The sequence below is a fragment of the Pseudomonas sp. S2_A05 genome (assembly GCF_054668485.1).
This window is the reverse complement of the sequence record NZ_CP162775.1, coordinates 3,469,080-3,486,661: the sequence shown is the minus strand read 5'-3', so window position 1 is coordinate 3,486,661 and position 17,582 is coordinate 3,469,080. Positions and strand designations below refer to the sequence as shown.

Annotated in this window: 16 protein-coding genes and 1 pseudogene; 6 read left to right on the top strand and 11 right to left on the bottom strand. The window is 60.5% G+C overall.

Features of this window, described 5'->3' with window-relative positions; all coding sequences use genetic code 11:
• Window positions 1-37: 37 nt before the first annotated feature.
• Together AB4O12_RS15855 and AB4O12_RS15850 are read right to left on the bottom strand one after the other, a co-directional pair.
• Window positions 38-1,657, bottom strand: coding sequence for an FMN-binding glutamate synthase family protein (locus AB4O12_RS15855; RefSeq protein ID WP_252876838.1), 1,620 nt, complete (start codon window positions 1,655-1,657; stop codon window positions 38-40).
• A 275-nt stretch (window positions 1,658-1,932) separates the two neighbouring features.
• Window positions 1,933-2,403: a DUF4234 domain-containing protein gene (locus AB4O12_RS15850; protein WP_056790069.1), complete on the bottom strand. Its 471-nt coding sequence runs from the start codon at window positions 2,401-2,403 to the stop codon at window positions 1,933-1,935.
• Window positions 2,404-2,617: 214 nt separating this feature from the next.
• On the opposite strand from AB4O12_RS15850, the pseudogene AB4O12_RS15845 reads away from it, so the two are divergent.
• The 3 genes and pseudogenes from AB4O12_RS15845 (at window position 2,618) to AB4O12_RS15835 (ending at window position 4,212) form a co-directional block, all read left to right on the top strand.
• Window positions 2,618-3,051: pseudogene (locus AB4O12_RS15845) on the top strand (NUDIX hydrolase).
• A gap of 23 nt (window positions 3,052-3,074) precedes the next feature.
• Window positions 3,075-3,713, top strand: a complete 639-nt coding sequence (locus tag AB4O12_RS15840) for a LysE family translocator (protein ID WP_252876836.1) — start codon at window positions 3,075-3,077, stop codon at window positions 3,711-3,713.
• A gap of 1 nt (window position 3,714) precedes the next feature.
• Entirely contained in the window at window positions 3,715-4,212 is a 498-nt protein-coding gene (locus tag AB4O12_RS15835) for a GNAT family N-acetyltransferase (RefSeq protein WP_150638626.1), read from the top strand.
• 130 nt (window positions 4,213-4,342) lie between these two features.
• On the opposite strand, the gene metR is transcribed toward AB4O12_RS15835, so the two are convergent.
• Window positions 4,343-5,260, bottom strand: a complete 918-nt coding sequence (gene metR, locus AB4O12_RS15830; protein ID WP_460059051.1) for a transcriptional regulator MetR — start codon at window positions 5,258-5,260, stop codon at window positions 4,343-4,345.
• A 215-nt stretch (window positions 5,261-5,475) separates the two neighbouring features.
• On the opposite strand from metR, the gene AB4O12_RS15825 reads away from it, so the two are divergent.
• The 3 genes from AB4O12_RS15825 (at window position 5,476) to AB4O12_RS15815 (ending at window position 8,218) form a co-directional block, all read left to right on the top strand.
• Entirely contained in the window at window positions 5,476-6,510 is a 1,035-nt protein-coding gene (locus AB4O12_RS15825) for an alpha/beta fold hydrolase (RefSeq protein WP_056790057.1), read from the top strand.
• 107 nt (window positions 6,511-6,617) lie between these two features.
• On the top strand, window positions 6,618-7,313 hold the full coding sequence (locus AB4O12_RS15820; protein ID WP_095181777.1) for a hypothetical protein: 696 nt from the start codon (window positions 6,618-6,620) through the stop codon (window positions 7,311-7,313).
• The gene (locus AB4O12_RS15815; protein ID WP_406227312.1) at window positions 7,310-8,218 is read left to right on the top strand and encodes a hypothetical protein; all 909 of its coding nucleotides are present in this window, start codon (window positions 7,310-7,312) and stop codon (window positions 8,216-8,218) included. The genes AB4O12_RS15820 and AB4O12_RS15815 overlap by 4 nt, the downstream gene beginning before the upstream one ends.
• 18 nt (window positions 8,219-8,236) lie before the next feature.
• On the opposite strand, the gene AB4O12_RS15810 is transcribed toward AB4O12_RS15815, so the two are convergent.
• From AB4O12_RS15810 to glpD, 8 genes are all read right to left on the bottom strand, one after another.
• A complete protein-coding gene (locus AB4O12_RS15810; protein WP_177342732.1) occupies window positions 8,237-8,566 on the bottom strand; it encodes a GlpM family protein in 330 nt (109 codons plus the stop codon).
• A gap of 8 nt (window positions 8,567-8,574) precedes the next feature.
• On the bottom strand, window positions 8,575-9,852 hold the full coding sequence (aauR, locus tag AB4O12_RS15805; RefSeq protein WP_236168384.1) for a two-component response regulator AauR: 1,278 nt from the start codon (window positions 9,850-9,852) through the stop codon (window positions 8,575-8,577).
• Between the two features lie 44 nt (window positions 9,853-9,896).
• Window positions 9,897-11,798 (bottom strand): two-component sensor histidine kinase AauS, encoded by a 1,902-nt coding sequence (aauS, locus tag AB4O12_RS15800; protein ID WP_056790048.1) that lies wholly within the window; start codon window positions 11,796-11,798, stop codon window positions 9,897-9,899.
• A 228-nt stretch (window positions 11,799-12,026) separates the two neighbouring features.
• A complete protein-coding gene (locus AB4O12_RS15795; protein ID WP_016773390.1) occupies window positions 12,027-12,761 on the bottom strand; it encodes an amino acid ABC transporter ATP-binding protein in 735 nt (244 codons plus the stop codon).
• Window positions 12,706-13,428, bottom strand: a complete 723-nt coding sequence (locus AB4O12_RS15790; RefSeq protein ID WP_460059047.1) for an amino acid ABC transporter permease — start codon at window positions 13,426-13,428, stop codon at window positions 12,706-12,708. Before AB4O12_RS15790 ends, AB4O12_RS15795 begins: the two co-directional genes overlap by 56 nt.
• Entirely contained in the window at window positions 13,428-14,174 is a 747-nt protein-coding gene (locus tag AB4O12_RS15785) for an amino acid ABC transporter permease (RefSeq protein ID WP_056790046.1), read from the bottom strand. The genes AB4O12_RS15790 and AB4O12_RS15785 overlap by 1 nt, the downstream gene beginning before the upstream one ends.
• 201 nt (window positions 14,175-14,375) lie before the next feature.
• The gene (locus tag AB4O12_RS15780) at window positions 14,376-15,290 is read right to left on the bottom strand and encodes a glutamate/aspartate ABC transporter substrate-binding protein (protein ID WP_095181779.1); all 915 of its coding nucleotides are present in this window, start codon (window positions 15,288-15,290) and stop codon (window positions 14,376-14,378) included.
• 525 nt (window positions 15,291-15,815) lie between these two features.
• Complete coding sequence (gene glpD / locus AB4O12_RS15775) at window positions 15,816-17,351, bottom strand: glycerol-3-phosphate dehydrogenase (protein WP_305381460.1); 1,536 nt, start codon at window positions 17,349-17,351, stop codon at window positions 15,816-15,818.
• Window positions 17,352-17,582 lie beyond the last annotated feature (231 nt).

Below are 17,582 nucleotides of genomic sequence, written 5' to 3'. Positions count from 1 at the left end.
GTGGGCATTCCGAATAGAAATGCACACCTTTGAGCAGTTACGCAGCGACGACCTCGCTCGGCTCAAAACTGTCCGCCCGCGCCATCTGCCACATCCGCGAATAGAACTCGCCATTCACTTCACCGGTGAGCAATTCCCCCGGTTTCAAAAACACGTGCAACTGCGAGAACAGTTTGATCTCGGTCGCCGACATGCGTCGTACCAGATGCTTGGCCGACAGTTGCGAGGGATGCTCAAGGCCTGCTGCAGCGAGCATTTCCGCCAGTGCTTTGAGCGTGCTGCGATGGAAGTTGTAGACGCGCTGGGCTTTGTCCGGTACCACCAGAGCGCGTTGGCGCAAGGCGTCCTGGGTGGCAACGCCGGTCGGGCATTTGTTGGTGTGGCACGACTGCGACTGGATGCAGCCGATGGCGAACATGAAGCCGCGCGCGGAGTTGGCCCAGTCAGCGCCGATGGCCAGCACGCTGGCGATGTCGAAGGCGCTGACGATCTTGCCGCTGGCGCCGAGTTTGATCTTGTCGCGCAGGTTCAGGCCGACCAGCGTGTTGTGCACGAACAGCAGACCTTCGCGCATCGGCACGCCGATGTGGTCGGTGAACTCGACAGGGGCGGCGCCAGTGCCGCCTTCCTTGCCATCGACGACGATGAAATCGGGAAGGATGCCGGTTTCCAGCATGGCCTTGGCAATGCCCATGAACTCCCACGGATGGCCGAGGCAGAATTTGAAGCCCACCGGTTTGCCACCGGACAATTCGCGCAGTTGCTGGATGAACTGCATCATCTCGATCGGCGTTGAAAACGCACTGTGGCGCGACGGCGAGACGCAGTCCTCGCCCATCAGGATGCCGCGTGTTTCCGCAATCTCCCTGGTGACCTTGTGCTTGGGCAAGATCCCGCCATGGCCGGGTTTGGCGCCCTGGCTCATCTTGATTTCGATCATGCGCACTTGCGGATTCTGCGCCTGCACGGCGAAGCGCTCAGGGTCGAAACGGCCGTCGCTGGTGCGGCAGCCGAAGTAGCCGCTGCCCAGTTCCCAAGTCAGATCACCACCGTGTTCGCGGTGATACGGGCTGATGCTGCCTTCGCCTGTGTCGTGGGCGAAGTTGCCGAGTTTGGCGCCCTGGTTCAAGGCGCGGATGGCGTTGGCACTGAGCGAGCCGAAGCTCATTGCCGAGATATTAAAGATCGATGCCGAGTACGGCTGCGTGCACTGCGGACCGCCGACAATGACGCGGAAACCGTTCGGGTCACTCAACGGCGCCGGGCGCATCGAATGGCCGATGAATTCGAAGCCGGACTGGTAGACGTCGATCAGCGTGCCGAACGGTTTGTCGGCAGTTTCGTTTTTCGCTCGCGAGTACACCAGCGAACGCTGCGCGCGGGAGAAGGGCAGGGCATCGCTGTCGGACTCGAGCAGGTACTGGCGAATCTCCGGGCGGATGCCTTCGACCAGATAACGGATGTTGCCCAGAATCGGATAATTGCGGCGCACTGCATGGCGCGTCTGCAACAGGTCGAACACGCCGAGCAGGCTCAGCACAGCGGTGGCGGCGGTGATCGGCCACAGCCAGTCATGTTCGAGAAAGGGCAGGCTGGCGAGGGTGAAAATCACGCAGACGGCAAAGAAGGCGTAGCGGCTCAGCAGCGACAGGCTCATACGGTTTCCTTGGTTCGGATTGTTTGTGGCTGGCAGGCATATTGCGCCAACGACGGAACCGTGAACAGGCAGATTTCCCTCTCCTCGCCTACATCGGAGCCGTCTCGCTTACGATGCCAGTTGACTTGGCTGTTGAACGCGAGAAGCAGCCATGCAGCAATACTGGTGGGCAAACTTGTGGCATTGACGAACGCCTTCGCGAGCACGCTCGCACAAGGAATTGCAGTGAAAGGTGGAAGCGAACTTGCACGCGAAATCGACGATTACCTTTTTGTTTATGCCGCGACCGATTCCTGAGGCGTTTGCCGTTTCTGGTCATGTTTGTGCTTGGCCCTGGCCATATCGTTGATGCAGTAATTGATGTGATAGAAGGTGAACAGGACTGAATACAAGCGGTTCATTCGCGGTTCGAAGTTGTGTTTGGTCAGTGTGTAGGCGCGCAAGGCTCTGCGAACTCGAAAGCACCAAGCAATGGCGATGAGCTGGGCAATGACCGTCATCGCATACCCCGTGGCTATGAACCGCGGATCAGATACGGTGAAAAAGATCCCTCCGATACCACAGAGCGCCAGATAAACGACCAGACCGGTCTGGCTCAGTGTCTTGATTTGAGTGACCTCCTCAACCACGGTTGTTGTTTTGTGCAGCCATACAACCGAGTAGAGCCCCATGGTGACTACGGTCAGGAGAATGAAATGGAGCGTCTTGAGATTGTTCTTTTCCTTGAGCGTTGAAATGTCAGACATGCAGCGTTTTCCCTCTTAGGCGATGTAGCGAATGGCTGCCGGGCAGCGATGAATAACGCTACCAAATTCGCGAGTGGGAAATTTCCGAGCCTTTGGGCGGACTTGTCGTCAGAGTCAGGCTGATCACGGATGCTCCTTGTAGGGATCTTCTGATGACGCAGGCGCGTCGGGCGTGGGATCCTGCGATCTTTTCGCACAAGGCATTTTTCGACTCATGACGCCGACATCCGCCGTTTCGCCCTGCATCATCCATATGCCGCCGCCCTGTTGCTCAACGCCCAAGGCCAGACCCTGCTGGTGCGCAAGCGCGGCACCACGGCCTTCATGCAACCGGGTGGCAAGATCGAAGCCCACGAGTTGCCAGTACACGCATTGGCCCGTGAGCTGGAAGAAGAACTCGGGTTGCAGATCGACCCGGCGCAGGCGATTTTCCTCAACAGTTTTTCCGCCCCCGCCGCCAACGAGCCGGGCTTCATCGTGCACGCGGAGATCTTCCAATTGACCATCGATACTGACGTGTGTCCGGCGGCGGAAATCGAGGAAGTCATCTGGGTCGATCCGGCCACTGATCCGGCGCTCGAGCTGGCGCCATTGACACGCGAACACATCCTGCCGTTTTATCGCCGTTCACTGACTGCACTCGCCTGATCATTCCCGCAAAGGACGTTGCCATGATCCCGTTGCAAGACCTGCTGATCTTCGCCGCCGCCGCGTTGCTGATGGTGCTGACACCGGGGCCGAACATGATCTATCTGATCTCGCGTTCGATCTGTCAGGGGCGCCGCGCGGGGGTGACTTCGCTGCTCGGCGTGGTCGGCGGGTTCTTCGTGCATATGTTCGCTGCGGCGGTCGGTTTGACGGCAGTGTTTCTTGCCGTGCCGATGGCTTATGAAGTGTTGAAGTGGGCCGGTGCGCTGTACCTGCTGTGGCTGGCCTGGCAAGCGCTGAAACCCGGCGCGCGTTCGCCGTTCGAAGCGCAGCAATTGCCGCCGGACTCGTCGCGCAAGCTGATCACCATGGGCTTTCTCACCAGCGCACTGAACCCGAAAATCGCCGTGTTCTATCTGTCGGTGTTCCCGCAATTCATCAGCCCTGAGCACGGCTCGGTGTTCACCCAAAGCATCGTCCTCGGCCTGACGCAGATCAGCGTCAGCTTCAGCGTCAATCTGTTGATCGCGCTGTTCGCCGCAGGCATCGCCTCATGGTTTGTGCGCAACCCGACGTGGCTGGTGATGCAGCGTTATTTCATGGGCATGGTCCTCGGTGGCCTCGCCGTACGGCTGATGCTCGAACAACGCCGGACCGCCTGACATGTGGATCGAGCGGCTGGACGCCAGCCATGCCCTGGCTTACCGCGAACTGATGCTGCAAGCCTACGACCGGCATCCGCAGGCGTTCACCTCCAGCGTGCGCGAACGCGCGGTGATGCCATTGAGTTGGTGGGAAGGGCGCCTGACCAGCAAGCTCGATGTGGTGCTGGGGGCATTCGATGCCGGGACGTTGGCCGGGATTGTCGGCCTGGCCTTTGAACCGCGCGAGAAGGCACGACACAAGGCCACGCTGTTCGGCATGTATGTCTCGGCGGATTTTCGTCGCAAGGGGCTGGGCTTTGATCTGGTGCAGGCGGCACTGGTCGAAGCGCAAAAGCATCCGGCGCTGAAGCTACTGCAGCTCACTGTCACCGCCGGCAATGACGCGGCTTTTCAGTTGTACCAGCGTTGCGGCTTCATTCAGTTCGGCCTCGAGCCACTCGCCGTGCGGGTGGGCGAAGACTACTTCGACAAGATCCACATGTGGCGCCAGCTCTGACCCACCACGACAATCCTTGTGGGAGCGAGCCTGCTCGCGAAGGCGTCCGTCCAGCCGACATCATCGCTGAATCATCCACCGCTTTCGCGAGCAGGCTCGCTCCCACAGGGGGAACTCTTGCTCGGAAAAATCAGCGTACGGCACTGACCCCATCGAGGGTCGAGAACGAAGTGTCCTTGGCGGTCAGCAGGAAATCGCGCATGTACGGCGCGTCGAGCATGTCCGTGCGAATCGCCGCGTACAGCGTCGCGAACAAGCCTTTCTCACCCAACCGTTTGCCCTTCACATAGCCGCGCGATCTGTATTCATGCAGCGCCCAGTGCGGCATCCCGCAGACGCCACGGCCGCTGGCGACCAGTTGCATCATCATCACCGTCAGTTCCGAAGTGCGCACCTGCGCAGGTTCGATGTCGGCCGGTTCGAGGAAGCGGGTGAAGATGTCCAGACGATCACGCTCGACCGGGTAGGTGATCAGCGTTTCCGTCAACAAATCTTCGGGCACGATGTACGGCTTGCTCGCCAGCGCATGCTGATTGGCCACCGCGAGCATGGCTTCGTAAGTGAACAGCGGCACGTAAGTGATGCCGGCAATTTCCAGCGGATCGGAGGTCACCACCAGATCCAGATCGCCGCGCGCCAGTGCCGGCAGTGGGGCGAAAGCGAAACCCGAAGCCAGGTCCAGCTCGACCTCCGGCCAGGCATCGCGGAACTGGTCGATGGTTGGCATCAGCCACTGAAAGCAGCTGTGACATTCGATAGCCATGTGCAGACGCCCGGCGGTGCCACCGGCCAGCCGACCGATGTCCCGTTCAGCGGCGCGCAACAGCGGCAGGGTGGCGTCGGCCAGTTGCAGCAGGCGCAAACCGGCGCTGGTGAAGCGCACCGGTTTGGTCTTGCGCACGAACAACTGCATGCCCATGCGCTCTTCCAGCTCTTTGAATTGATGCGATAGAGCGGATTGCGTCAGATGCAGGCGATCAGCGGCATCCACCAGGCTGTCGGCCTCGCGCAGGGCGTGCAGGGTTTTCAGATGTCGGATTTCAAGCACCGGCGGGGCTCCATGAAGAAAACTTGTGACGAATGCGGGGAAGGTGAGTTTGTCTCATGACGTTGGCTTTGTCGATCTGTCGGCGAGGATCCGGGGGAATTCGACAGACGACCGCTCGGCACTCTTCATCAAACTGTCATGCAACTGTGGCAGCGCGCTCGCACGAACTTCATCAGACTCGCGCTCTACTGGGGTGCTGCGTTTTGGTATTTTTCATGTTCAAGAGAGTTTTTTCAGTCGCGGCCGCGTTGGCCGCGCTTTTGTTCGGGGCCGGCTCGTTTGCAGCCGGACGCTGTGATGTCAACGTGCCGACCGAGCACGCCGAGCTGGCGCAGGTCAGTCTTGCCTATCAAAGTATCGGCCGCGCATCGGACCCGGCGCTGTTGCTGGTCATGGGCCTGGGTGGGCAGTTAATCCACTGGCCGGACGAAGTCGTGGTCGCGCTGTGTCAGCAGGGTTTCCGGGTGATCCGCTATGACAACCGCGACGTCGGATTGTCGACCTGGCGGCAAGCGCCGATCGAGGCCAACCTGACCTTCGAAGTGCTGCGTTACAAACTCGGTTTGCCGGTTTCGGCGCCCTACAGCCTGACTGACATGGCCGACGATGCGCTGGGTTTGATGACGGCGCTGAAGGTTGAGCAATTCCACGTGCTCGGCGCGAGCATGGGCGGGATGATCGCTCAGCACATGGCGGCGATGGCGCCGCAGCGGGTGGAAAGCCTGACGCTGATCATGACCACTTCCGGCGCTGAAGGCCTGCCTGCACCGAGTGCGGCGCTGGTGCAGTTGCTCTCGCGGCGGGGCGCGCCGAATCGCGAAGTGGCACTGGAGCAACAGGCCGATCTGCTCGCGGCACTCGGTAGCCCGGCGGTAACCGATGATCGCCAAGCGCTGTTGCAACAGGCGGCGGCGTCCTACGACCGCGCGTTCAACCCCGAAGGCGTCAAGCGCCAGATCATGGCAATCCTTGCCGAACCGAGCCGGGTGGCATTGCTCAATCAGCTGCGCGTACCGACCCTGGTGGTGCACGGCACGGCAGATCCGCTGCTGCCGGTGATGCACGGCGTGCATCTGGCGGCGCACATTCAGGGCAGTCAGTTGAAACTGATTCCGGGACTGGCGCATCGCTTTCAGGAGGCGTTCAAGGAGCCGTTGCTGGCGGCGGTGCTGCCGTATTTGCAGGCGCATCGCGAGGACACTTCGCATTGGGCTCGGGTCGATCCGCCGGCGCCGAACAATCTGCTGTAAGAGTGCGCCAGCATCCTGTCGCCAAAAAAATATCAATGTGCCACTATTGTTTGCCGCGTTGTTGCCGATAAGGCGCAGGAACGTTTTCAGACATAGGGACTTGATCCATGATTTTTCGCGCTACACGTCAATGGGCCGCGCTGGCTCTGCTCGCCGTACTGACTCTCACCGGCTGCGCCCATGTGCAACCGCCCGTGGCCCTGGACAAACAGTTCTGGGATGCCAAAGAGCCGACCATCGGTGTGGCCATTACCGTCGTACCGTCGCCGGTGCTGGCGCTGACCGGCAATCAGGGCATCCTCGATTACGCCATCAATGCCGGCGTCAACAGCAAGCTCAGCGCCAATGTCGAGACCTGGCAGGTGCGCGACCTGGAAACCCTGCCCGACGCCATCGTCGCCAAGCTGCAAGCCAAGGGCTACAAGGCCAAGCGCATTGATGAAAAGGTCGATCTGAAGACCTTCAAGGAAGTCGATTTCCGCGAGGGCTACATGACCAAGGACCTGTCGCCGATGAAAGCTGCCCACGGCATCGACCGTCTGTTGCTGGTGTCGATTTATGCCACCGGTGCCACCCGCAGCTACTACAGCATCGTGCCCACCAGCGTGCCGATGGCCCAGGTCGGCGGCCAGGGCATGGTGATCGATCTGTCGGACAACAGACTCTTGTGGTACCAGCCATTCGCCGCTGTACAAGCCGCGCAAGGCGAGTGGGACGAGCCGTCTTACACCAACCTGTCCAACGCGTTTTATCAAGCGATGGATAACAGCCGTCAGCAAATGATCGCCCCGTTCGCGCAATGAAACGTCTGGCGCTGACCCTCGCGGCGATCTCGCTGCTGGCGTTGCCTGGCTGTGCGCAGAAACCGCCACCCGAGGCCGGTTTCAAGGATCAGGCGGCCATGAGCTATGTGCAGGCACACGGGCTGAAGGTCGACGTGCAACTGCCGGCGGAGTTTGTCGGCGCCAGCACGGTGATCGACAGCAAGGCGGCAGTGAACGCGGCGAATTCCAGTTACACGCTGGTGTCGAGCTCCGGTGCGGGCGCCGGGCTGGCGGGCATTCTGGTGGCCAGTCTGATCAACACGCAAATGGGTTCCGGTACGTTACAGCGCGATGCCGAAAAAGCCGCGCTGAACGAATCGCGGCCGCTGGCCGACCTGCTCGCCGGCGTGCCGTTGCAGGAGCGCTTGCAACAGCGTTTTCAGGCGGCGTCGCAAGTCTCCGGATTCAAGCAGGGGGCAGGTGCGGTCACGGCACGGTTGCTGATCGAACCGAAGCTGATGCTGACGCCCGATCGCGGCAGTTTCGTGCTGGTCAATCAGGTGCAATTACAGGATATCGCCGGCTCGCCGCTGTACCGCATGCGCATCGAAGTGGCCAGTCAGCCGATCCGTCGTTGCGGCAAGCAATGCATCGATGACGGCGCCCTTGACCTGGCCAAGGTCACCGCCGTGCTGGATGAATGCATTGATGAATCCATGCGCGTGTTAAGCGCCGATCTGATGCAACCGACGCCACCGCCCGCCGCGCAGGAAACCCTGCGTTACGTGCTCGACGGCCAGCGCGTGGTCGAGCGCGGTTATCAACTGGCGCAGAACGGCAACTACTGGCGCTACCGCAATCTCTACGGTGCGGTGAAGTCAGTGCCAGTGCCGTTCGAGGATGCCTTGTCGTCCGCGCAACTGGCCAGAGTCTACGGTCGCTAGAGGCTGATGCGCGTGGGTTCAGGCATGCAGCCGGACCCACACGCTCACCAATACCGTCGCCGCCATCAGCCACGCCACCGCCGCCACGGCCAGCGATGCTTCCAGGCGCATGCGGTCGACCATCACATACAGCGTCGCCAGATACACGAAGTAGGGAATGATCGACCACATGCCGAACACGATCGTGGTTTTCAGATCGTCGACCGAGCGGCCTTTGCCGACGATGTAGTGCGCAATCAGGGCAAAGGTCGGGAACAGCGGCACCAGACCGGCGATGTAGTAGTTTCTGGTCTTCGACAGCGCAGCGAGGATCAGCACGACTGCGGCGCCGATAGCGGCTTTGAGAATCAGATCCATCAGTGGCTCAGCCCGTACTTTTTGACTTTATCGAACAGCGTGGTCTTGGCCATGCCCAATTCCTGGCTGGCCTGGGTCAGGTTGCCGCCGCTGCGTTGCAAGGCGTCGACCAGCAGATTGCGCTCGAACGCTTCCACCGCTTCGGCAAACGCCAGGCCCTGGCCGGCGCTGGCCCCGGATTTCTTGAAAGCCGGCAGGCCGAGGGCGAAGCGTTCGGCGACGTTGCGCAGTTCGCGCACGTTGCCCGGCCAGTCGTGGCTCATCAGGTTCGACAGGGTCTGGTTGTCCAGCTCCGGCAGCGCGCGGTCGAAGCGCAGCGCCGACTGCTGGGTGAAATGCTCGAACAGTTGCAGGATGTCTTCGCGGCGTTCGCGCAGCGGTGGCAATTCCAGGGTCACGACGTTGAGGCGGTAGTACAAGTCGCTGCGAAATTCCCCAGCCTTGCTCGACTCATCAAGGTCGGATTTGGTCGCCGCAATCACCCGGCAATCCACGGCCACGCTCTGGTTCGAGCCGAGGCGCTCAAGGGTGCGTTCCTGCAGCACGCGCAGCAACTTGATCTGCAATGGCAGCGGCATGCTTTCCACTTCATCGAGGAACAGCGTGCCGCCGTCGGCGTGCTCGATCTTGCCGATGCGCCGTTTGCCGGCGCCGGTGAAGGCGTTGGCTTCGTGGCCGAAGATTTCGCTTTCAAAAAGGTTTTCCGGCAGGCCGCCGCAGTTCAGCGCGACGAACTGTTTGCTGTGGCGCCGACTGAAATCGTGCAGGCAACGAGCGACCAGTTCCTTGCCGGTGCCGGTCTCGCCTTCGATCAAGACGTTGGCCGAGGTGTCGGCGACGTTGGCGATCAGCTCGCGCAGGTTCTGCATCGCCGGTGAGCGGCCGATAATCCGCCCTTCCAGCGAATCGCGTTCGGCCAGTTGCCGACGTAGCGATGACACTTCACGGGCGAGGCTGCGTTGCTCCAGCGCCCGCCGCGCGACATCGACCAGGCGTTCCGGCGAGAACGGTTTTTCCATGAAATCGTAGGCGCCTTTCTGCATCGCGCCGACGGCCATGGAAATGTCGCCGTGGCCGGTGATCAGCACCACCGGCAGGCTGCGATCACGCTGCTTGAGGCGGGTGAGCAATTCCAGCCCATCGATGCCCGGCAGGCGGATGTCGCTGATGACGATGCCGGCAAAGTCGTCGCCGACCTGCGCCAGCGCCTCTTCGGCACTGCCGACGCCGATGCACGGAATGTCTTCGAGGGTCAGCGCCTGTTGGCAGCCGAGCAGCACATGGGGGTCGTCTTCGACAATCAGCACACTGAGTTCAGGGTTCATATTGGCTCGGCAGATAGAGGGCTTACCAACGGTAAACTGAGGACGAAAGTGGTGCCACCGCCGGCCGGGTGTTCGACACCCAGGTGCCCGCCGGTGGCGGCGGCGAGGCTGGCGGACAGGGTCAGGCCCAGTCCCAGGCCTTGCTCGCCGGGCTTGGTGGTGAAGAACGGTTCGAACAGATGCTTGCGCGCTTCGGCGTCGATGCCGTGGCCGTTGTCGCGCACCCGCAAGCGGTACTTGCCGTTGAATTCTTCACCCTCCAGCCACAGCTGCGGCTGCGGTTGCGCGTGCATGGCGTCGAGGGCGTTGCCGATCAGGTTGACGAGGATCTGTTCGAGACGGGTCTGATCGATCAGCAATTGCACATCGGCAAACTGCCGGTGAATCTGCAGCGCGGTGTTTTCCACGCGCGCGCCGAGCACTTGCAACGCGGCGTCGACGGCTTTGCCGAGACTGGCCTGACCCTTGTTGTCACCACGCCGGGCAAACGAACGCAGGCTGGCGGTGATCCGGCCCATGCGGTCGATCAGGTCGTTGATGGTCTTGAGGTTGGTGCTGGCGACGTCGAGCTGGCCGCGCTCGAGAAAGCGCACGGTGTTGCCCGACAGCGTGCGCATGGCCGCCAGGGGCTGGTTCAATTCATGGGCAATGCTGGTCGACATCTGACCGATAGCCGCGAGTTTGCCGGCCTGAACCAGTTCATCCTGGGCGCGGCGCAAAGTCTCCTCGGCCTGACGACGCTCGCGGATCTGACTCTTCAGGCGTTCGTTGCTGGCGCGCAGATCGGCGGTGCGTTCGGTAATCCGACGCTCCAGTTGGCTGTTGGCTTCCTGCAGCGCTTCGCGGGCGGCGAGGCGGGTGGCGAGGACCTTGCGCCGCTCGTTCCAGGCAATCAGCAGGAAGGCGAACAGGGCAAACGCAACGGCCACCAGAATGCCTTGGTTGATGGCTTCGCGGCGCAGGTCCTGCAATGGCGTGAGCAGGGTGAAATTCCACGGCGTGTCGCTCAGCAGTCGGGTTTGCGCCAGATAACTGATGTCGTCTTCGTCGGGCTGCAATTCGCTGTTGGCCGGGAAAGTCAGTTTCTCCACGCCTTCGGCCAGCGTCTCGCGGGCCAGTGGTTGCAGTTCGTTGAGCGGGAACCAGTAATACTGCAGGCTGCGAGCGAGTTTTTCCTTGACCTCATCGCTGAGCGGGATCACCGATTTCAGCCGCCTGGCCGGATCGCTGGAGAGAATGATGATGCCGTTCTCATCGCTGACGAACGCTTCCAGTCGCGCCCGCTGCCAGCGTTCTTCCATGGCTTCCAGACGCACCTTGACCACCGCGACACCGATGATCTTGCCGTGCTCTTCGAGGCCGTGGGCGAGGTAGTAACCGGGTTCGCCGTTGGTGCTGCCAATGCCATAGAAGCGCCCGGGCTGGCCGCGCACGGCGTCTTTGAAATAGGCGCGGAAGGACAAGTCTTCACCCAGATAACTGTCGACATCGCGCCAGTTGCTGGTGGCCATGACCCGGCCGGTGGTGTCCATCACGTAGATGGCGCGGCTGCGGCTGCGGCGGTTCAGGCCCTCGAGGTAGTCGTTGACCGTCTGCCGGTGCTCCGGGGTCGGATCGGCCAGCAACTGCGGCACACTCGTTTCGAGTTCCAGCAGGCTGGGCAGGTAGGTGTATTTGCTGATCTCGCTTTCGACCGCTCGGGCGTGCAGTTCCAGCTGACGCTGGCCGTTTTCGCCGAGGCTGCGGATGCCGAAGTGTTCACTGGTCCAGAAGCCGATGAAACCCAGGCCGACCATCAGGGCGATGATCAGCGGCGGCAGGAACAGATGACGGATCAGACGGGGCTTCACGGCAAGTGATGGCTCGGCAGCGCGATAAAGAGTGGGGTCGCATTTCATCACAGATGCCTTGGGTCAACCACAACACTTGTTTGTGCCTGTGGCGAGGGGATTTATCCCCGTTGGGCCGCGAAGCGGCCCCAAAACCATCACTGCGGTTTAACTGAAAGACCGCATGCACAGGGTTTACGACTGCTGCGCAGCCGGACGGGGATAAATCCCCTCGCCACAAGGGATCTCATTGTCAGGCTGCCCGCACCCCACAGACAGGGTGCGGGTGTGTTGCTTTCAGTGCTGCAGGATTTTCTCGAGGAAGTGCTGCGCGCGTTCGGAGCGGGCGCTGATGTCGCCGAAGAATTCCTCTTTTGGGCAGTCCTCGATGATCTTGCCCTGATCCATGAAGATCACCCGGTCGGCCACTTTACGGGCGAAGCCCATTTCGTGGGTCACGCACATCATGGTCATGCCTTCGTGAGCCAGTTGCACCATCACGTCGAGTACTTCGTTGACCATTTCCGGATCGAGCGCCGAGGTCGGTTCGTCGAACAGCATGACGATCGGGTCCATCGCCAGCGCACGGGCAATCGCCACACGCTGTTGCTGCCCGCCGGACAGTTGCCCCGGGTGCTTGTGGGCGTGCGCCGACAGGCCGACGCGCTCAAGCAGCTGCAGACCCTTTTTGGTCGCCTCTTCCTTGCTGCGGCCGAGCACCTTGATCTGCGCGATGGTCAGGTTTTCGGTGATGGTCAGGTGCGGGAACAGCTCGAAATGCTGGAACACCATGCCCACGCGCGAACGCAGTTTCGGCAGGTTGGTTTTCGGGTCGGCGATCGACGTGCCGTCAACCACGACATCACCTTTCTGGAACGGCTCCAGGGCGTTGACGCATTTGATCAGCGTCGACTTGCCGGAACCCGACGGGCCGCAGACCACGATCACTTCGCCTTTCTTGACCTCGGTGCTGCAATCAGTCAGCACCTGGAAGTCCCCATACCACTTGTTGATGTTTTTGATAGAGATCATACGGCGAACCTTTTTGCAGACGCTTGACCAACCGCGAGGCGGCGAAGCTGATGATGAAGTACACGAGACCGGCGAAAATCAGGAACTCATTGGAGCGGCCGATGATGTCGCCGCTGGCACGCGAGGCGTTGAGGAAATCCACCAGGCCCACGGTGTAGACCAGCGAGGTGTCCTGGAACAGGATGATGCTCTGCTGCAGCAGCAGCGGGGTCATCTTGCGGAACGCCTGCGGCAGGATGATCAGGCGCATCATCTGCCCGTAGTTCATGCCCAGTGCCTGAGCAGCACCCATCTGGCCCTTGGAAATCGACTGCACACCAGCCCGGACGATTTCGCAGAAGTACGCCGCTTCGAACATCATGAACGCCACGACGCAGGAGGTGAATGCACCGATCGGCGTGTCTTCGCCGGTGATCCAGCGCAGCACGAACGGCACCGCCAGGTAGAACCAGGTGATCACCAGCAGCAGCGGAATCGAGCGGAAATAGTTGACGTAGGCGCCGGCTATGCTCGACAGCAGCTTGTTGTGCGACAGACGGCACAGCGCGAGGATCGTGCCGAGAATCATCCCGCCGATCACGCCCATGGCCATCAGCTTGAGGGTCATCACCATGCCGTTCCACAAACCGGGAATGGCCGGGACGATGCCACTGAAATCGAATTCCATTATTTACCCCCCACGGAGATCAGGCCGGGCACCGCGACTTTCTTCTCGACCAGGCGCATCAGCAGCATCAGGCTCATGTTGAGGGTGAAATAGATCAGGGTCGCCAGGGTGAACGCTTCGAACAGGTTGGCCGAGAACTCGGCGGTCTGTTTGGTCTGCGCCAGCAATTCCATCAAACCGATCAGGGACGCCACGGAGGAGTTCTTGAACACGTTGAGGAATTCCGAGGTGAGCGGCGGAATGATGATCCGGTAGGCCTGGGGCAGCAGCACGTTCCAGTAGATCTGCGGCAGTTTGAAACCCATCGCGCGGGCGGCGGATTCCTGGCCACGGGGCAGCGCCTGGATACCGGTGCGCACTTGCTCGCAGACACGGGCGGCGGTGAACAGACCGAGGCAGACGACAACGCTCAGGTAGGCCGAGGTGGTCGGATTGAGGTCCTGCTTGTACCACTCCTGCAGATCCGGCGGCAGCAGATCGGGTACCAGGAAGTACCAGATGAACAGCTGCACCAGCAGCGGCACGTTACGGAACAGCTCGACGTAGCAGGTCGCGATGCCCGATACGATGCGGTTCGGCACAGTGCGCATGATGCCCAGCAGCGAGCCGAGCAGCAGGGCGATGATCCACGCCACGACGGCGATGGCGATGGTCCAGCCCAGACCGGAGATGAACCAGTCGAGATAGGTCTCGCTGCCCACGCCGGTGGACTTGAAGAACACGCCCCAGTCCCAGTTGTAATTCATTAGGGTCTCCCCTCGATTCGATCGATGTACAAGTGCCCGCCTGGGGAACTCCGTTCCCTCCCCAGTCTTTTTTTCAAAGACCGGGCACACGCGATCGGCTCGACAGCCACCGGTTCGAGTGTTTCCAGAAAAATGCCAGCAGGGAGTGACCATCCCCTGAAAAGGCAGGCGCCTCCTCAGGGGATAAGGTTAGTCAGAAAATCAGGACTTCTTGTCGTCAGCCGCTTTGTCGGTCGGATTGGCGATCAGGGTCTTGAGCTCGTCGCTCATCGGGAAGTTCAGGTTCAGGCCTTTTGGCGGAATCGGCTGCATGAACCACTTCTCGTAGATCTTGTTGATTTCGCCCGAAGCGTAAGTGGCCTTGATCGCGTCATCCACAGCCTTTTTGAACGGCTCGTCGCCTTTGCGCATCATGCAGCCGTAGATTTCGTACGACTGTGGCGTGCCGGTCACTTCCCAATCGGCGGCTTTCTTGGCCTTGGCGGCTTCGCCGGCCAGCAGTGCGTCATCCATCATGAAGGCAACGGCACGGCCCGATTCCAGCATCTGGAAGGACTCGCCGTGGTCTTTGGCGGAGATGACGTTCATGCCCATCTGCTTGTCGGCGTTCATCGCCTTGAGGATGCGCTCGGAGGTGGTGCCGGCGGTGGTTACGACGTTCTTGCCTTTCAGATCGTCGAAATCCTTGTACTTGGAGTCTTTCTTGGACAGCAGACGGGTACCGATTTCGAAGATGCCGACGGAGAAGTCGACCTGCTGCTGACGCTCGACGTTGTTGGTGGTCGAACCGCACTCGACGTCCACGGTGCCGTTCTGCACCAGCGGGATACGGGTCTGCGAGGTGACGAGGTTGTATTTGACTTGCAGGTTCGGCAGGTCGAGGTCTTTCTTGATCGCTTCGACGATCTTCAGCTGGATATCGTGCGAGTAGCCGACCGGCTTGCCGGACGCATCAGCGATATAGGAGAACGGAATGGAGGCGTCACGGTGGCCCAGGGTGATGACACCGGACTCTTTGATCTTCTTCAGGGTGCCGGTGAGTTCGGCGGCGAAAACTGGCGTGCTGATCAGAGCGGCAGCAATGGCTGCGCCCAGGATATGGGGAACGATGCGCATCAAATTTTCCTCGACATTGTTTTTTTTATGGAGCCAGTTTGTCGGCCCTTTTTGTGCTTCGAATGCCTGACGGCTCCTGAAGTGCTGGCACAGCAGGCATTCGTCGAGAGAGTGTAGAGCATGACTCGTGCCAGAGCAGTCGAACTCAGTTAAGCGGTTGTTTTATAACGTTATTAAAGTTTTATGGCGGTAATTTTATGAAGGCATGATCCGGTTAACCGAATCGACTGTGGAGTCGCGTTCGGAAAACCGAACGATCAAAAGCCCCTCACCCTAACCCTCTCCCGGAGGGGAGAGGGGACTGACTGCGGTGGATGGTCGAGTTACGGCGACGTGAGATACCGAGTCGACCTCGGACTTTGGAACCCACAGAGATCGGCTCCCTTTCCCCTCTACCCTCGGGGAGAGGGCTGGGGTGAGGGGGAAAAGATCCAACTGCCCCAATCAGGTTCAACAAAGTCCACATAACAAAAAGCCCCTGAATCTCACAATTCAGGGGCTTTCGTTCAAGCGATGGGGCGAAGATCAAGCCGCCTCGATCTTCCGGTTCTGCTCAACCTTGCCCAGATACGTCGACAGCGTCTGCTGTTCCTCCGGTGTGGTGAACAAGCCTAGCTTGGTGCGGCGCCACAGGATGTCGTGCGCCGTAGTGGCCCACTCTTCGCTGCACAGGTAATCGACTTCGCGGGTGTAGAGCCCGCCGCCGATGTGCTCGCCCATATCGGCCAGCGTTTGCACGCCTTCAAGCATGCGCCAGGTGCGGCTGCCGTAGGTGACGGCCCAGCGCCGGGCGATTTCGGTCGGGACGAAATCGAACTTGTCGCGAATCCGCGCGCTCAGGGCCTCTGGCGTGGTCATGTCTTCGCCGCCGGGCAGGGTGGCGGTCGCGGTCCAGCTCGGGCGCATCTGGGTGAAGAACGGCATCAACTGCGCCATCGCCGACTCGGCGAGCTTGCGGTAAGTGGTCAGCTTGCCGCCGAACACCGACAGCAGCGGCGCTTCCTCGGCGTTGCCCGACAGCGCCAGGGTGTAATCGCGAGTGACCGCAGACGGGTTGTCGGATTCGTCGTTGCACAGCGGCCGAACGCCCGAGTAGCTGTGCAGGATGTCTTCGCGGCTCAGCTGCTTCTTGAAGTGGGCGTTGACCACTTTCAGCACGTAATCGGTTTCGCCTTCGGTGATCGCTACTTTCGCCGGGTCGCCGGTGTATTCGCGGTCGGTAGTGCCGATCAGAGTGAAGTGGTTCAGGTACGGAATAGTGAAAACGATGCGCTGATCTTCGTTTTGCAGAATATGCGCATGTTCGCCTTCGTACAGTTTCGGCACGATGATGTGGCTGCCCTGGATCAGACGGATGCCATACGGCGATTCCATCTTCAGGTCGTCACGGATGAACTTGGCCACCCATGGGCCGGCGGCGTTGACCAGTGCTTTGGCGGTGATCGAAAACAAACTGCCGTCGGCGCGCTCCAGATGCAGATGCCACAAACCTTTGGTGCGGCGGGCACTGACACAGCGGGTCTGGGTATGCACATGCGCGCCTTTTTCACGGGCGGCCATGGCGTTCAGGACCACGAGGCGGGCGTCATCGACCCAGCAATCGGAGTATTCGAAGCCTTTCTTGATTTCGCTTTTCAGCGCGCTGTCGGCGCCGAACTTCAGGCTTTTCGAACCTGGCAGCTTTTCACGTTTGCCGAGGTTGTCGTAGAGGAACAGGCCGGCACGAATCATCCACGCCGGACGCAGGTGCGGGCGGTGTGGCAGTACGAAACGCATCGGTTTGACGATATGCGGCGCCTTGGCCAGCAACACTTCACGCTCGGCGAGCGCTTCACGCACCAGACGGAATTCGTAATGTTCCAGATAGCGCAGGCCACCGTGGATCAGCTTGCTGCTGGCCGACGAGGTGTGGCTGGCCAGGTCGTCTTTTTCGCAAAGGAACACCGAAAGACCGCGACCGGCGGCATCCGCTGCGATCCCGACGCCGTTGATCCCGCCGCCAATCACGGCAACGTCATAGATCTCGGAGAGAGGGGGCGTACGCAAGGTAGAGGTGGACATCGGCTGGCCTCGGTTCTTTTGATTTTGTATTGGAAATCGAACATAAATGTTCATTTGCGAAAATGGTAGCCCATAAACACGCGCGCAGCCAGTCGCGTTCGATTGAAAAAACTCATCGAAGGGCGATTAAAAGAAAATTTTCGAACATGAACGCGCGCAGGGGCGCAGAAGATGTGTTGTTTGATCGATTGTTTTCGCGAGCAGGCTCGCTCCCACATTTTGCAATGCATT

Bases quoted from the DNA above. Each gene is read 5' to 3' on its own strand.
- AB4O12_RS15855 (WP_252876838.1), bottom strand. From the start codon at position 1,657: ATGAGCCTGTCGCTGCTGAGCCGCTACGCCTTCTTTGCCGTCTGCGTG.
- AB4O12_RS15850 (WP_056790069.1), bottom strand. From the start codon at position 2,403: ATGTCTGACATTTCAACGCTCAAGGAAAAGAACAATCTCAAGACGCTC.
- AB4O12_RS15840 (WP_252876836.1), top strand. From the start codon at position 3,075: ATGATCCCGTTGCAAGACCTGCTGATCTTCGCCGCCGCCGCGTTGCTG.
- AB4O12_RS15835 (WP_150638626.1), top strand. From the start codon at position 3,715: ATGTGGATCGAGCGGCTGGACGCCAGCCATGCCCTGGCTTACCGCGAA.
- AB4O12_RS15825 (WP_056790057.1), top strand. From the start codon at position 5,476: ATGTTCAAGAGAGTTTTTTCAGTCGCGGCCGCGTTGGCCGCGCTTTTG.
- AB4O12_RS15820 (WP_095181777.1), top strand. From the start codon at position 6,618: ATGATTTTTCGCGCTACACGTCAATGGGCCGCGCTGGCTCTGCTCGCC.
- AB4O12_RS15815 (WP_406227312.1), top strand. From the start codon at position 7,310: ATGAAACGTCTGGCGCTGACCCTCGCGGCGATCTCGCTGCTGGCGTTG.
- aauS (WP_056790048.1), bottom strand. From the start codon at position 11,798: ATGAAATGCGACCCCACTCTTTATCGCGCTGCCGAGCCATCACTTGCC.
- AB4O12_RS15795 (WP_016773390.1), bottom strand. From the start codon at position 12,761: ATGATCTCTATCAAAAACATCAACAAGTGGTATGGGGACTTCCAGGTG.
- AB4O12_RS15790 (WP_460059047.1), bottom strand. From the start codon at position 13,428: ATGGAATTCGATTTCAGTGGCATCGTCCCGGCCATTCCCGGTTTGTGG.
- AB4O12_RS15785 (WP_056790046.1), bottom strand. From the start codon at position 14,174: ATGAATTACAACTGGGACTGGGGCGTGTTCTTCAAGTCCACCGGCGTG.
- AB4O12_RS15780 (WP_095181779.1), bottom strand. From the start codon at position 15,290: ATGCGCATCGTTCCCCATATCCTGGGCGCAGCCATTGCTGCCGCTCTG.
- glpD (WP_305381460.1), bottom strand. From the start codon at position 17,351: ATGTCCACCTCTACCTTGCGTACGCCCCCTCTCTCCGAGATCTATGAC.